The sequence below is a fragment of the Pseudomonas aylmerensis genome (genome assembly GCF_001702265.1).
GTDB classification, from domain to species: Bacteria; Pseudomonadota; Gammaproteobacteria; order Pseudomonadales; family Pseudomonadaceae; genus Aquipseudomonas; species Aquipseudomonas aylmerensis.
Window position 1 is genome coordinate 1 of record NZ_MAUE01000010.1, and the last position, 13,769, is coordinate 13,769.

Consider the following 13,769-nt stretch of genomic DNA (forward strand, 5'->3'; position numbering starts at 1 on the left):
TATCGTCTTCTTCAATGAATCAAGCAATTCGTGTGGGAACTTATGGAGCAGCTGATGTCGTCGATTAAGGAGGTGATCCAGCCGCAGGTTCCCCTACGGCTACCTTGTTACGACTTCACCCCAGTCATGAATCACACCGTGGTAACCGTCCTCCCGAAGGTTAGACTAGCTACTTCTGGTGCAACCCACTCCCATGGTGTGACGGGCGGTGTGTACAAGGCCCGGGAACGTATTCACCGCGACATTCTGATTCGCGATTACTAGCGATTCCGACTTCACGCAGTCGAGTTGCAGACTGCGATCCGGACTACGATCGGTTTTATGGGATTAGCTCCACCTCGCGGCTTGGCAACCCTCTGTACCGACCATTGTAGCACGTGTGTAGCCCAGGCCGTAAGGGCCATGATGACTTGACGTCATCCCCACCTTCCTCCGGTTTGTCACCGGCAGTCTCCTTAGAGTGCCCACCATTACGTGCTGGTAACTAAGGACAAGGGTTGCGCTCGTTACGGGACTTAACCCAACATCTCACGACACGAGCTGACGACAGCCATGCAGCACCTGTCTCAATGTTCCCGAAGGCACCAATCTATCTCTAGAAAGTTCATTGGATGTCAAGGCCTGGTAAGGTTCTTCGCGTTGCTTCGAATTAAACCACATGCTCCACCGCTTGTGCGGGCCCCCGTCAATTCATTTGAGTTTTAACCTTGCGGCCGTACTCCCCAGGCGGTCAACTTAATGCGTTAGCTGCGCCACTAAGAGCTCAAGGCTCCCAACGGCTAGTTGACATCGTTTACGGCGTGGACTACCAGGGTATCTAATCCTGTTTGCTCCCCACGCTTTCGCACCTCAGTGTCAGTATCAGTCCAGGTGGTCGCCTTCGCCACTGGTGTTCCTTCCTATATCTACGCATTTCACCGCTACACAGGAAATTCCACCACCCTCTACCATACTCTAGTCAGTCAGTTTTGAATGCAGTTCCCAGGTTGAGCCCGGGGATTTCACATCCAACTTAACAAACCACCTACGCGCGCTTTACGCCCAGTAATTCCGATTAACGCTTGCACCCTCTGTATTACCGCGGCTGCTGGCACAGAGTTAGCCGGTGCTTATTCTGTCGGTAACGTCAAAACAGTTACGTATTAGGCAACTGCCCTTCCTCCCAACTTAAAGTGCTTTACAATCCGAAGACCTTCTTCACACACGCGGCATGGCTGGATCAGGCTTTCGCCCATTGTCCAATATTCCCCACTGCTGCCTCCCGTAGGAGTCTGGACCGTGTCTCAGTTCCAGTGTGACTGATCATCCTCTCAGACCAGTTACGGATCGTCGCCTTGGTGAGCCATTACCCCACCAACTAGCTAATCCGACCTAGGCTCATCTGATAGCGCAAGGCCCGAAGGTCCCCTGCTTTCTCCCGTAGGACGTATGCGGTATTAGCGTCCGTTTCCGAACGTTATCCCCCACTACCAGGCAGATTCCTAGGCATTACTCACCCGTCCGCCGCTCTCAAGAGAAGCAAGCTTCTCTCTACCGCTCGACTTGCATGTGTTAGGCCTGCCGCCAGCGTTCAATCTGAGCCATGATCAAACTCTTCAGTTCAAACATCTTTGGGTTTTTAAGAAACCCTAAACTTGGCTCAGCAATCGTTGGTTACATCTTTGATTTCTCGCGGAGTAACTTGTGATGCTGATAATCTTGTTGACTATCAGTCTGACTCCACAAGCACCCACACGAATTGCTTGATTCAGTTGTTAAAGAGCGGTTGGTTAAGATCTTTCGTCTCAACCGAGGCGCGCATTCTACAGCAGCCTCATTTGCTGTCAAGTGATTATTTTCAGAAGTTTTCGAAGATTTCTTCAACAACTTCAACCACTTCAACCACTTGCGCTTCCGATCTCTCGTTAGCGGGAGGCGAATTCTACAGCGTTACACGCTGCTGTCAACACCTCTTTTTCTCCGCTTTCGACCGAGAAGATCGAAACGTTAATAGAGCCAAACAACACTGCTCTACCAACTCCTTCTGGGCTTCGATGAACTGAAGCAAGTCGCTGTCGAATCTCGCGTAACTCTTTGTTTACCAAGGAGTTTTCCGTTTCGACTGCGCCGGAAGTGGGGCGAATTATAGACTTCCAGAATCTGCCGTCAACCCTTAATTTGAATTTTCTATCAACAAGCCGGGAAACCTCCGGTTTGAGGCTATATAGAGGTCCTCAGCGGAATAATTGAGCAATATATTGCTCAACCCTCAACACTTAAGCATCATAGCTGCTTGCGCTTCTCTTAATACGACCTCGGACGAACATCCCCAATGACCACCTCTCCCCGCAGCCTGGCCTCGGCATTGTTTCCTGTCGGCCTGCTGTTGATCGCCATGGCTTCCATCCAGTCCGGCGCCTCGCTGGCCAAGAGCATGTTTCCAATTGTTGGCGCCCAGGGCACGACCACCCTGCGCCTGATTTTCGCCAGCGTGATCATGCTGCTTCTCTTACGCCCGTGGCGCGCCAAGCTGACCGCCAAGTCCCTGCGCACGGTGATCGTCTACGGGATGGCCCTGGGTGGCATGAACTTCCTCTTCTATATGTCATTGCGCAGCGTACCCCTGGGGATTGCCGTTGCCCTGGAATTCACCGGACCGCTGGCAGTAGCGATTTACGCATCGCGCAGAGCGGTGGATTTCCTCTGGATTGCCCTCGCGGTCATCGGCCTGCTCTTGTTGATTCCCGTGGGGGACGCCAGCAGCGGCATCGACTTGCTCGGCGCAGCCTACGCTCTGGGGGCGGGTGTCTGCTGGGCCCTCTATATTCTGTTCGGCCAGAAGGCAGGCAATGACAATGGCGTACAGACCGCCGCCCTCGGCGTGATGATCGCCGCCTTGTTTGTGGCACCTATCGGCATTGTGCACGCGGGTGCTGCATTGCTGACCCCGGCCCTGATCCCTGTCGCCATCGGCGTCGCCATTCTGTCCACCGCCCTGCCTTACACCCTGGAGATGGTCGCGCTCACCCGCCTCCCCGCCCGCACCTTCGGCACGCTCATGAGCATCGAACCCGCATTCGGCGCGCTTTCCGGCCTGCTCTTCCTGCACGAGCACCTGACCTTGGCGCAATGGCTGGCCATCACCTGCATCATCCTGGCCTCCGTGGGTGCCACCGTGACGATGCGCAAGGAGTCAAAGCCGCTGGTTCCAGCGGATTGACGCTTCTTTGAATGTAGCTCTGGCATTTACCGCTCATTTAAGCCATGTTTAAGCCGTAAACGAATGTCATTCATGGAGAACGTCGACAGGGACAGCACGAACGCTAGACTCGAGAGCGAGTAGAGCCGGCTTCAAGCATTGCGGAAGCGGCTATTAAGGATAGGAATGAAGCGAATTTTGATACTGTTAATGGTCGTGGCCATCGGTGGCTGTGCCGCGACCACCAAGACAGAAGTGAAGCGGGGCAAAAAAGGGCTGCATATCAACTGTTCCGGACTGTCTTCCTCCTGGGACCAGTGCTACACCAGCGCAACCAACTCGTGCGGAGCCAAGGGCTACCGGGTGATCGCCAAGTCCGGTGACAATTCAGAGGAACCTGGGGATTACCCCTTCGGCCTCAACCCTGCGGGCTACACCAGCCGGAGCATGATCGTCATTTGCAAGTGATTGACCGAGCAGTCTCCCTCCGACTGCTCATATCAAACACCCACTACCCACCCGACCTTTTGCGACACTGCGGCTAGACTCCTGTTCGACATTCGAGCCAACGGAGTTCCCATGACGCATAACAAGAAAATCGTATTGGTAGTCGGCGCCGGAGACGCAACCGGTGGTGCCATTGCCAAGCGCTTTGCCCGCGAAGGCTACGTCGCCTGTGTCACCCGCCGCACCGCCGACAAATTGCAGCCTCTGGTCGATAGCATCCAGGCAGCCGGTGGCGAAGCGCATGGCTTTGCGTGCGATGCACGAAAAGAAGAAGACGTGATCGCGCTGATCGAACAGATTGAAACGCAACTGGGCCCGATTGAGGCCTTCGTTTTCAACATCGGCGCCAATGTGCCCTGCAGCATCCTTGAAGAAACCGCGCGCAAGTATTTCAAGATCTGGGAAATGGCCTGTTTCTCCGGGTTCCTCAATGCACGTGAGGTGGCCAAGCGCATGGTCACCCGCCATCGCGGCACCATCCTGTTCACCGGCGCGACTGCCGGCCTGCGCGGGGCCGCCGGCTTTGCCGCATTTGCAGGAGCAAAGCACGGGATCCGCGCACTTGCGCAAAGCATGGCGCGGGAGCTGGGGCCGATGAATATCCATGTCGCTCATATCGTGGTTGATGGCGCCATCGACACAGACTTCATTCGCGACAATTTCCCGCAGAAATACGCGCTCAAGGATCAGGACGGCATTCTCAACCCCGAGCACATCGCCGACAACTATTGGTTCCTGCACAGCCAACCGCGCGACGCCTGGACGTTCGAGCTGGACCTGCGCCCCTGGAATGAACCCTGGTAAGCACGCCCCCACAACAATAATCAGCGAGCAGCGACCATGAGTAAAACCCTGGAGTTCTTCTTTGATCTCGGCAGCCCTGCCACCTACCTAGCCTACACCCAGCTCCCGGCCCTGTGCGCAGCAACCGGCGCAGAGTTGGTGTATCAACCGATGTTATTGGGCGGCGTGTTCAAGGCCACCGGTAACGCCTCGCCGATCACCGTCCCCGCCAAGGGACGCTATATGTTCGACGACCTGGCTCGTTACGCCCAACGCTACAACGTCACGCTCAAGTTCAACCCGCACTTTCCCATCAATACCCTGGTGCTGATGCGCGCTGTCACCGGCGTGCAACTGCACCAGCCCGAACGCTTCGACGATTTGGTGGGTTGCCTGTTTCGCGCGCTGTGGGCAGAGGGTCGCCACTTGGGAGATCCCGCCGTCGTGGTGACGGTGCTCAGCGAACACGGCTTTGAGCCGCAGGAGATACTGGCCTTGGCCAATGACGAAAGCGTGAAAGCCGCCCTCAAGGCCAAAACCGAGCAAGCCGTTCAACGCGGCGTGTTCGGTGCGCCCAGCCTGTTTGTAGGCAACCAGCTATTTTTCGGCCAGGACCGTCTGGAGTTTGTGCGCGAAGCCTTGAGTTGAATCTCGATCGCCAAGCGCCCCCGCCCAATCGGCGCCATTCGCCCGGATCAAGGCGTTAGTCGACTACATAGCCGACGCCTTGGCCGGGCGCCTGGACTGCAACCGATCAAATAGCCGCGGTATGCACCTGTAACCACTCGAGTGCCGCGCCATTGAGCAACGGGCTCAGGCGCTCGCGCACCTCGCTGTGGTAGCCGTTGAACCACTCACGCTCATCCGCCGTCAGCAGCGACGGCTCCAGGCAACGAGTATCGATCGGGCACAAGGTCAGGGTTTCGAACTTGAGGAACTCACCGAACTCGGTCTTGCCCGCTTCACGGTTCAACACCAGGTTCTCGATCCGCACGCCCCAACGTCCCGGACGATAAGTACCCGGCTCAATCGAGGTGATCATGCCCGGTTGCATCGCGGTTTGCGGCGCCGTGGCCGCCTGGTAGGCGATCACTTGCGGACCTTCGTGCACGTTGAGGAAATAACCCACGCCGTGCCCGGTACCGTGGCCGTAGTCCACGCCTTCAGCCCAGATCGGCGCACGCGCAATCGAATCCAGCAGCGGCGACAGAATGCCCTTGGGAAAATGCGCACGGGACAGGGCAATCACCCCTTTCAACACGCGGGTGCAATCGCGCTTTTGTTCTTCGCTGGGTGTACCGATAGGCACCATCCGCGTGATATCGGTGGTGCCACCCAGGTACTGGCCACCCGAATCGATCAACAGCAAACCATCGCCTTCGATCAGCGCGTGCTCTTCTTCAGTCGCGTGGTAATGCGGCATCGCACCATTGGCGTTATACGCGGCGATAGTATTGAAACTCAGCGACACATAACCCGGGCGACGGCTACGCGCGGCGGTCAGGTGTTCGTCAATGGTCAGTTCAGTGATGCGTTCGCGCCCCAGCGCGCTGTCCAGCCAGGCGAAAAACTCGCACAGCGCTGCGCCGTCCTGCTCCATGGCCTGGCGGATGTGTTCCGCGTCGGCCAGGCTCTTGCGCGACTTGGCCAGCGTGGTCGGGTTGAGCCCTTCGACCAGCTTGACGCCAGCGTCCAGGTTTTCCAGCAAGCCTGCGGTTACACGCGCGGGATCGACCTGCACACTGGCACCCGACGGCACGGCGCGCAGTGCATCAGCCACTTCGCTGTAGTCACGCAGGGTCACGCCGTCCTGCTCCAGCACCGCTCGCAGTTCGGCATCGACCTTGCTCAGCGCCACGAACAAGGTGGCCTGTTGTTGATTGATCAACGCAAAGGATACAAACACCGGGTTGAACGAAACGTCACCGCCGCGCAAGTTGAACAGCCAGGCAATATCATCCAGGGTGGCGATGAAGTGCCAGTCGGCGCCCTTCTCCTTCAAGCTGGCACGCAGCGCGGCGAGTTTCTCACCGCGGCTCACCGTGGCCTGCGGCGGCAGGTGTTGATAGATCGGCTGGTTCGGCAGCGCCGGGCGATCTTGCCAGACTTCATCGAGCAGGTCGATGTCGGTACGCAGCGTTGCGCCGCGCTCGGCCAGCTTGCCGCCCAGGGTCCGTGCTGACGCCACCGCCATCACCGCGCCGTCCACCGCCACCACACCACCTTCCGGGGTTTGCTCCGCCAGCCACTCCAATGGACCAGGCTGGCCCGGTTGCAGCTTCACCAATTCGATGCCGCTGCCCTTGAGTTCCTTGGTGGCCTGTTCCCAATAGCGGCTGTCCGCCCAGACGCCGGCAAAGTCCGCGGTCACAATCAGCGTTCCCACCGAGCCATGGAACCCCGACAACCATTGGCGTCCCTGCCAGTAACCCGGCAAGTATTCAGACAGATGCGGATCCGCCGACGGCACCAGCAGGGCGTGAATGCCCTCGCGGCTCATCAGTTCACGGGTATGCGCCAGGCGCTGGGGAACCGTTCCATGGGTCAAAGGCTGCGTGCTCATTGTGTCTCCTGCTAACCACGAATAATTGTTATGTGTTGCGAATGGATAAATTCAGACCGCCCAGAACGCCGGTGCGCTGGCGAGTGCGGCCTTGATCAACTGCACGGCCTGATCGATGTCCTGCTCGGTGGTAAACCGGCCCAGGCTCAAGCGAATCGTTCGGCCGGCGCTGCGCGCGTCATGGCCCAGCGCCAGCAGCACATGGGAGGGCGCGTTGCTCGCCGAGTTACAGGCCGAGGTGGCAGAAAACGCGATGCCCGCGCTCAGCGCCGCCGCATTGAATTCACCTTCGCCAAACGTGAGGCTGAGGGTGTGCGGAATACGTTGGGTCGGACTGCCGTTGAGGCGCACGCCGGCGATTGACGCCAGCTGATCCAGCAGCCGCTGGCGCAACGCCACAATCAGCGCCTGTTCTTCGGTAAACGATGCCGCCGCCAGGGCGAACGCCGTGCCCATGCCTGCGATCTGGTGCGTGGCCAGCGTGCCGGAACGCAATCCGCCTTCGTGACCACCGCCGTGGATCTGCGCCAGCACCTTCTGCTGCGCGCGCGGCCCCACATACAGCGCGCCGATACCCTTGGGGCCATACAGCTTGTGTGCGGAAAACGACATCAAATCCACCGGCCACTCGGCCAGGTCGATCGCTACCTTGCCTGCGCCCTGCGCTGCGTCCACGTGCAACAACGCCCCATGTTCACGCACGCGGGCGCCGATGGCCGGGATGTCGTTGACGGTGCCCAGTTCGTTGTTGACCAGCATCAGCGACACCAGGAAGGTGTCCTCGCGCAGCGCCTGGCTCACTGCATCGGCACTGATCAGGCCCTGCGCGTCCGGCACCAGGTAGGTCACGGCCACGCCGGCTTCCTGCAATTGCCGGGCGGTGTCCAGGGTGGCCTTGTGTTCGATCTGGCTGGTGATGATATGCCCGCCTGCCACGCCCCGCGCCTGGGCCACGCCCTTGATGGCGAGGTTGTTGGATTCGGTGGCGCCGGAGGTCCAGACGATTTGCTCAGGTTGGGCACCGACCAGTTCCGCCACCTGGCGGCGCGCCTGCTCGACCGTTTGCCGGGCCGCCTGGCCGAACGCGTGGGAGCTGGACGCGGGGTTACCGAAATTGGCGTTGAAGCCCAGACACTCGACCATCACCTGGATGACCCGCTCATCCACCGGGGTGGTGGCGGCATAGTCGAAATACAGCGGACGTTTATTCATGACAATTAAGACTCGCAAAACAGGTTCCCGAGAACAGCGTCTCAGGGGCATCAGCCGGAACAGAGGTCGTCAGGTTTACCGGATCAAATGCCATTGAAGAAGGGCCACTTTATTTAAATGTGCGTAGGAACGCTCCTGAAATTCAGCTTAACAGGCTGAAGTCCCCGCATGGCAAACAAAAAGCCCGAGGTTCCTTAAGGGAATCCTCGGGCTTTTTGCTGCTAAGCGCGGGCTCAACTGGGACGACCATGCAATGTCACGCTGCGTTCGGCATTCATTTCGCCCTGGTGATCGAAGCCAAAGGATTTCTGTGGCTGGCCGGTCAGTGCGGCGCGCTGCTGTTGGTATTCATCAAACGACAAGCCACGACGACTCAGCGCCTCCAGGGCCAACTGTTTGGTTTCTTCTGCGGTGTAAGGCCGTAATTCGGGCGAAGCATGGGTCGCACATCCGGCGAGGACTGAGGCAACGACGAGTAAGCAAACAGCGAGGAATCGGTTCATGGCGGCGGCCCTGCAAAGGTAGTTTCGAGTCAATGAACACAGGCTACTCCCGCCCTTTGCCGGTGAAAAATCATCGTCCGTGATAGTCGCTATCAACCGCCAAGGCACTTGCGATAGCGGCCCCCTCATATTCCACAAAAATCTATAAATATGGAAATACGTTCATTTACGGAATAAATGTAACCCTCTATAAATGGCTCTCAGCTGCCCGACACTGTTCGCCACGCAACTGTTGCCCCGGCAACAGTCATTCAACAAATCACCAATCAGACAACAGCAGCCGTTTTCACCCGCAAGGCCGCAGCCCGCGCCAATCAAGGCTTGCACCCGTTGGTACAGCTCTTGCTCAACACGTTGCACACACCTGCTATGAACCACTGTTGATAAAGGAACTGTTCATGACCCGTCCCCTGAATGTCGTTGCCGTCTCCGGCGGAACCTGGCGCCCGTCCCGTACCCTCGTGTTGACCCAGGCGGTACTGGCCGAACTGGCCACCTTGCTGCCGATCCAGACCCACCTGATCGAACTGGGCGACATTGCCCGGCCACTCGGCGGTGCACTGTCGCGCGATGAGTTGCCGGCCGAGGTCGAAACGCAACTGTTGGCGATTGAACAGGCAGATCTGCTGATCGTCGCGGCGCCGGTCTATCGCGGCTCCTACCCTGGCCTGCTCAAGCACCTGTTCGACCTGGTCGACCTCAACGCGCTGATCAACACCCCGGTGTTGCTCGCCGCCACCGGCGGCAGCGAACGCCATGCGCTGGTGCTCGATCATCAGTTGCGCCCGCTGTTCAGCTTCTTCCAGGCATTGACCCTGCCAATCGGCGTGTACGCCACCGAAGCTGACTTCACCGACTACCAAATAACCAGTGAGCTCCTGAAAGCCCGTATTCAACTGGCGGCAGAACGAGCAGCGCCATTGTTCGCGGCGCATTCCCCTTCTCTGCTGAAAATCGCGTAAGGATTTGTCATGGATGTTTTCTGGTTTCTGCCCACTCACGGCGATGGCCATTACCTGGGCACCACCCAAGGTGCACGGCCAGTCACCCTCAATTACCTCAAGCAGGTCGCCCAGGCCGCTGACAGCCTGGGTTACCACGGCGTGCTGATTCCTACCGGCCGCTCGTGCGAAGACTCCTGGGTGATCGCCTCGGCGCTGGTGCCGCTGACCGAACGCCTGCGGTATCTGGTGGCCATTCGTCCGGGCATCATCTCGCCCACGGTCTCCGCGCGCATGGCTGCCACCCTGGATCGCCTTTCCAATGGTCGCTTGCTGATCAACGTGGTGACCGGCGGCGACCCCGACGAAAACCGCGGCGACGGCAGCTTCCTCGACCATAGCGAACGCTACGAAGTCTCTGACGAGTTCCTACAGATCTGGCGACGCGTGTTGCAGGGCGAATCGGTAGATTTCGAAGGCAAGCACTTGCGTGTGCAGAATGCCAAGGCACTTTACCCACCGGTGCAGAAGCCTTATCCGCCGCTTTACTTCGGCGGTTCTTCGGACGCGGCCCACGACCTCGCTGCCGAACAGGTGGACGTGTACCTGACCTGGGGCGAACCGCCCGCCGCCGTCGCCGAAAAACTCGCGGATGTACGCGAACGCGCCGCCCGTCACGGGCGTACCGTGAAGTTCGGCATCCGCCTGCACGTGATCGTGCGCGAGACCGAAGAAGACGCCTGGAAAGCCGCCGACAAACTGATCGAGCACATCAGCGACGACACCATCGCCGCCGCGCAAAAATCCTTCTCGCGCTTTGATTCCGAAGGCCAGCGCCGCATGGCCGCCTTGCATGACGGGCGCCGCGACAACCTGGAAATCGCCCCCAACCTGTGGGCGGGCGTCGGCCTGGTGCGTGGCGGCGCCGGCACCGCGCTGGTTGGCAACCCGCAGCAAGTGGCCGAACGCATCAAGGAATACGCGGACCTGGGCATCGAGAGCTTCATCTTCTCTGGCTACCCGCACCTGGAAGAAGCCTACCGGTTTGCCGAGCTGGTGTTCCCGCTGCTGCCGGAGCCCTACGCCAGCCTTGCCGGACGTGGCGTCACCAACCTCACTGGCCCGTTCGGCGAAATGATTGCCAACGATGTACTGCCCACCACCAAGGCCTGAGTGCAGTGAGATCGGCTTTATGTAGGAACGGAGCTTATGTGGCGAGGGAGTTTGCTCCCGCCGGGGTGCGAAGCGCCACCAAAAGCTGGCGACTGCTAGGCAGTCGAACGGGAACCCGTTCCCTCGCCACAGCAAGCCCGCTCCCACATTTAGCCTTCATTGCGAAATAGACATTGAGGAACCCCGCGTGACAGCCAAACCCCACAGCGTCCTGCCATCACCGCTGCAGACCGCCAGACTGCTGGCCGCCGAATTCGCCCTCACCGCCGTCGAGCGCGACGAACGCGGCGGTACGCCCAAGGCCGAACGCGACGCCCTGCGCCACAGCGGCCTGCTGGCCCTGAGCATTCCCACGCAGTACGGCGGCCTCGGCGCTCGCTGGAGCGACACCCTGGGCATCGTGCGCGAATTCGCCAAGGTCGACAGCTCCATCGCCCATGTCTTCGGCTTCCACCACCTGATGCTCGCCACCGTGCGCCTGTTTTCGCGACCGGACCAATGGCAGCCGTGGTTCGAACAGACCGCGCGCAAGAACTGGTTCTGGGGCAACGCCCTCAACCCGCTGGACACCCGCACCGTGGTCAAGGATTTCGGCGGCTGGCGCGAGTTCTCCGGCAAAAAGAGTTTCTGCTCCGGCGCCAGCGACTCGGAAATGCTGATCGCCTCGGCTGTGGATGAAAGCGCCGGCGGCAAACTGCTGATCGCCGCAATTCCCAGCGGCCGCAGTGGTATCACCCTGCACAACGACTGGAACAATATCGGCCAGCGCCAGACCGACAGCGGCAGCGCCAGCTTCGAACGCGTACGCGTCGAGGAATCGGAGTTGCTGCTCGACCCGGGCCCGTTGAGCACGCCCTTCGCCTGCCTGCGCCCGTTGATCGCGCAGCTGACTTTCACGCATATGTTTCTCGGGATTGCCGAAGGCGCCTTCGAAGAAGCGCGTAACTACACACTGACCGAGACCCGCTCCTGGCACAAATCCTCAGCCGAGGACGTGCGCCAGGACCCTTACGTGCTGCATCACTACGGTGAGTTCTGGGTCGCCCTGGAGGGGGTGCGCCTGCTGGTGGAGCGTGCCGCCGAGTTGCTCGACCAGGCCTGGGCCAAAGGCCCCAACCTGACGGAAAACGAACGTGGCCAACTGGCCATTGCCATCGCCACCGCCAAAGTCGCCGCCACCCGCCAGGGCCTGGACCTGTGCAGCCGCCTGTTTGAAGTCACCGGGGCGCGCTCCACCCACGCGTCGCTGCGCCTGGACCGCCATTGGCGCAACCTGCGCACGCAGACCCTGCACGATCCGGTGGACTACAAACTCCACGAACTGGGGGACTGGGCGTTGAACCAGTCCCTGCCGATTCCCACGTTCTATTCCTAAGAGAGGTGCCCATGCAGCTTTTAACCCTACCGCCCTCGCCCGCCCTCGCGACCTCGATCCGCGCCACGGCCCAGGTTTTCGAAGACCCGAAATCCCAGGCGCTGCTCGACCATATCCAGCAAGTGGCGCCCAGCGAAGCCAGTGTGCTGATCATCGGCGAGACCGGGACCGGTAAAGAGCTGGTGGCGCGGCATATCCATAACCTCAGCGCGCGGCGTAACCGGCCGTTTGTGGCGGTGAACTGCGGCGCCTTCTCTGAATCGTTGGTGGAAGCCGAGTTGTTCGGGCATGAAAAAGGCGCCTTCACCGGTGCCCTCAGTGCCAAGGCCGGCTGGTTCGAAGAGGCGGATGGCGGCACCTTGTTCCTGGACGAAATCGGCGACTTGCCGATGGCCATCCAGGTCAAATTGCTGCGGGTGCTGCAGGAGCGCGAAGTGGTGCGCCTGGGCTCGCGCAAGAGCATTCCGATTGATGTACGCGTATTGGCGGCCACCAACGTGCAGCTGGAAAAAGCCATCAACGCCGGGCATTTCCGCGAAGACCTCTACTACCGTCTCGACGTGGTCAGCCTCGAACTCAGCCCATTGCGCGAAAGGCCGGGCGACATCCTGCCGCTGACCCGGCATTTTATCGAAGCCTACAGCCAGCGCCTGGGCTACGGCCCGATCACCATCAGCCGCGAGGCCGAACACAAACTCAAGAGTTATAGCTGGCCAGGCAATATCCGCGAGCTGGAAAACGTGATTCACCACACCCTGCTGATCTGCCGCAACGGCGTGATCGAGCGCGACGACCTGCGCCTGTCGAACATGCGCATCGAACGCCAGGACGACAGCCAGCACAGCACCGACAACAGCGCCGAAGCCCTGCTGGAGCGGGCGTTTCAAAAGCTCTTTGAAGAACAGGCCGGTGCTCTGCATGAAAAGGTCGAAGACGCGCTGTTACGCGCCGCCTACCGCTTCAGCCATTACAACCAGGTGCACACCGCCAACCTGCTGGGCCTGAGCCGCAACGTCACCCGCACCCGCCTGATCAAGATCGGCGAACTGGCGGTGAACAAGCGCCGCCCCGGGGAGAACGTCCAGGGCGAGCGAATGCTGCACCTATCCATTTAGGCGGCAGTGCAAGGCATTGTCATGGCTGCGCTCGAAACTGCGCAGCACCTGGAACGAACCGAAGGTCACGGCCGTGGCCTGGTGGGCGCGGATCAGCGTCCAGAAATCTTCCTCGCCGTGCTCAAAGCATTTGAACGCCGCCTCGCCGTCTTCGCGCGAACGCCATTGCAGATAGCTGAGCACCCGCCGGCCATCGTCGCTGACCTGCACACTCGCATTGATAAAGCCGCCATGGCCTTGGGCCAGGCGCTCGCTTTGGGTAGACAAGGCGGCCACCAGGGCAACTTGCTGCCGGGGCTCGATGTGAAACTCGATCATTTGAGTGAAGCTGCGATTTTTCTCTGATACCTGCATGAACACTCCCCTTTCTCTGTAGGCAGAATCTTGCGATTCGATGCCACGCAGGGTAAAACCTCTAG

Annotated in this window: 12 protein-coding genes and 1 rRNA gene; 8 read left to right on the forward strand and 5 right to left on the reverse strand. The window is 59.7% G+C overall.

Annotated elements, in window-relative coordinates; all coding sequences use genetic code 11:
* Nucleotides 1-65 precede the first annotated feature (65 nt).
* Nucleotides 66-1,602: ribosomal RNA gene (locus tag BBG20_RS06125) — 16S ribosomal RNA — on the reverse strand.
* Nucleotides 1,603-2,311: 709 nt separating this feature from the next.
* Between BBG20_RS06125 and rhtA the strand changes: the two genes are divergently transcribed.
* The 4 genes from rhtA (at nucleotide 2,312) to BBG20_RS06145 (ending at nucleotide 5,116) form a co-directional block, all read left to right on the forward strand.
* Entirely contained in the window at nucleotides 2,312-3,199 is an 888-nt protein-coding gene (rhtA, locus tag BBG20_RS06130) for a threonine/homoserine exporter RhtA (protein WP_065901259.1), read from the forward strand.
* A gap of 165 nt (nucleotides 3,200-3,364) precedes the next feature.
* Nucleotides 3,365-3,646: a hypothetical protein gene (locus BBG20_RS06135; RefSeq protein WP_065901262.1), complete on the forward strand. Its 282-nt coding sequence runs from the start codon at nucleotides 3,365-3,367 to the stop codon at nucleotides 3,644-3,646.
* Nucleotides 3,647-3,757: 111 nt separating this feature from the next.
* Nucleotides 3,758-4,489 (forward strand): SDR family oxidoreductase, encoded by a 732-nt coding sequence (locus tag BBG20_RS06140; protein ID WP_065901265.1) that lies wholly within the window; start codon nucleotides 3,758-3,760, stop codon nucleotides 4,487-4,489.
* Nucleotides 4,490-4,525: 36 nt separating this feature from the next.
* Nucleotides 4,526-5,116, forward strand: coding sequence for a 2-hydroxychromene-2-carboxylate isomerase (locus tag BBG20_RS06145; protein WP_065901268.1), 591 nt, complete (start codon nucleotides 4,526-4,528; stop codon nucleotides 5,114-5,116).
* A gap of 106 nt (nucleotides 5,117-5,222) precedes the next feature.
* Here BBG20_RS06145 and BBG20_RS06150 read toward each other — a convergent pair whose 3' ends face one another.
* The 3 genes from BBG20_RS06150 to BBG20_RS06160 form a co-directional block, all read right to left on the reverse strand.
* The gene (locus tag BBG20_RS06150) at nucleotides 5,223-7,031 is read right to left on the reverse strand and encodes an aminopeptidase P family protein (protein ID WP_065901271.1); all 1,809 of its coding nucleotides are present in this window, start codon (nucleotides 7,029-7,031) and stop codon (nucleotides 5,223-5,225) included.
* Between the two features lie 51 nt (nucleotides 7,032-7,082).
* Nucleotides 7,083-8,243, reverse strand: a complete 1,161-nt coding sequence (locus BBG20_RS06155; protein WP_065901274.1) for a cysteine desulfurase family protein — start codon at nucleotides 8,241-8,243, stop codon at nucleotides 7,083-7,085.
* A gap of 233 nt (nucleotides 8,244-8,476) precedes the next feature.
* Nucleotides 8,477-8,746, reverse strand: a complete 270-nt coding sequence (locus BBG20_RS06160) for a hypothetical protein (protein ID WP_065901276.1) — start codon at nucleotides 8,744-8,746, stop codon at nucleotides 8,477-8,479.
* 398 nt (nucleotides 8,747-9,144) lie between these two features.
* Here BBG20_RS06160 and msuE point away from each other — a divergent pair, with 398 nt between their 5' ends.
* From msuE to BBG20_RS06180, 4 genes are all read left to right on the forward strand, one after another.
* On the forward strand, nucleotides 9,145-9,708 hold the full coding sequence (gene msuE, locus BBG20_RS06165) for an FMN reductase (RefSeq protein WP_065901278.1): 564 nt from the start codon (nucleotides 9,145-9,147) through the stop codon (nucleotides 9,706-9,708).
* 9 nt (nucleotides 9,709-9,717) lie between these two features.
* A complete protein-coding gene (ssuD, locus tag BBG20_RS06170) occupies nucleotides 9,718-10,860 on the forward strand; it encodes an FMNH2-dependent alkanesulfonate monooxygenase (protein ID WP_065901280.1) in 1,143 nt (380 codons plus the stop codon).
* Nucleotides 10,861-11,047: 187 nt separating this feature from the next.
* Nucleotides 11,048-12,235, forward strand: a complete 1,188-nt coding sequence (locus BBG20_RS06175; RefSeq protein WP_065901282.1) for an acyl-CoA dehydrogenase family protein — start codon at nucleotides 11,048-11,050, stop codon at nucleotides 12,233-12,235.
* A gap of 11 nt (nucleotides 12,236-12,246) precedes the next feature.
* On the forward strand, nucleotides 12,247-13,350 hold the full coding sequence (locus BBG20_RS06180) for a sigma-54 interaction domain-containing protein (RefSeq protein ID WP_065901285.1): 1,104 nt from the start codon (nucleotides 12,247-12,249) through the stop codon (nucleotides 13,348-13,350).
* Here the strand turns inward: BBG20_RS06180 and BBG20_RS06185 are convergent.
* Nucleotides 13,339-13,704: an antibiotic biosynthesis monooxygenase gene (locus BBG20_RS06185; protein ID WP_065901287.1), complete on the reverse strand. Its 366-nt coding sequence runs from the start codon at nucleotides 13,702-13,704 to the stop codon at nucleotides 13,339-13,341. The genes BBG20_RS06180 and BBG20_RS06185 overlap by 12 nt on opposite strands.
* Nucleotides 13,705-13,769 lie beyond the last annotated feature (65 nt).

Coding starts and splice junctions, on each gene's coding strand:
- BBG20_RS06160 (WP_065901276.1), bottom strand. CDS start 8,746: ATGAACCGATTCCTCGCTGTTTGCTTACTCGTCGTTGCCTCAGTCCTC.
- BBG20_RS06185 (WP_065901287.1), bottom strand. CDS start 13,704: ATGCAGGTATCAGAGAAAAATCGCAGCTTCACTCAAATGATCGAGTTT.
- BBG20_RS06135 (WP_065901262.1), top strand. CDS start 3,365: ATGAAGCGAATTTTGATACTGTTAATGGTCGTGGCCATCGGTGGCTGT.
- BBG20_RS06140 (WP_065901265.1), top strand. CDS start 3,758: ATGACGCATAACAAGAAAATCGTATTGGTAGTCGGCGCCGGAGACGCA.
- rhtA (WP_065901259.1), top strand. CDS start 2,312: ATGACCACCTCTCCCCGCAGCCTGGCCTCGGCATTGTTTCCTGTCGGC.
- BBG20_RS06150 (WP_065901271.1), bottom strand. CDS start 7,031: ATGAGCACGCAGCCTTTGACCCATGGAACGGTTCCCCAGCGCCTGGCG.
- BBG20_RS06145 (WP_065901268.1), top strand. CDS start 4,526: ATGAGTAAAACCCTGGAGTTCTTCTTTGATCTCGGCAGCCCTGCCACC.
- BBG20_RS06180 (WP_065901285.1), top strand. CDS start 12,247: ATGCAGCTTTTAACCCTACCGCCCTCGCCCGCCCTCGCGACCTCGATC.
- BBG20_RS06155 (WP_065901274.1), bottom strand. CDS start 8,243: ATGAATAAACGTCCGCTGTATTTCGACTATGCCGCCACCACCCCGGTG.
- msuE (WP_065901278.1), top strand. CDS start 9,145: ATGACCCGTCCCCTGAATGTCGTTGCCGTCTCCGGCGGAACCTGGCGC.
- ssuD (WP_065901280.1), top strand. CDS start 9,718: ATGGATGTTTTCTGGTTTCTGCCCACTCACGGCGATGGCCATTACCTG.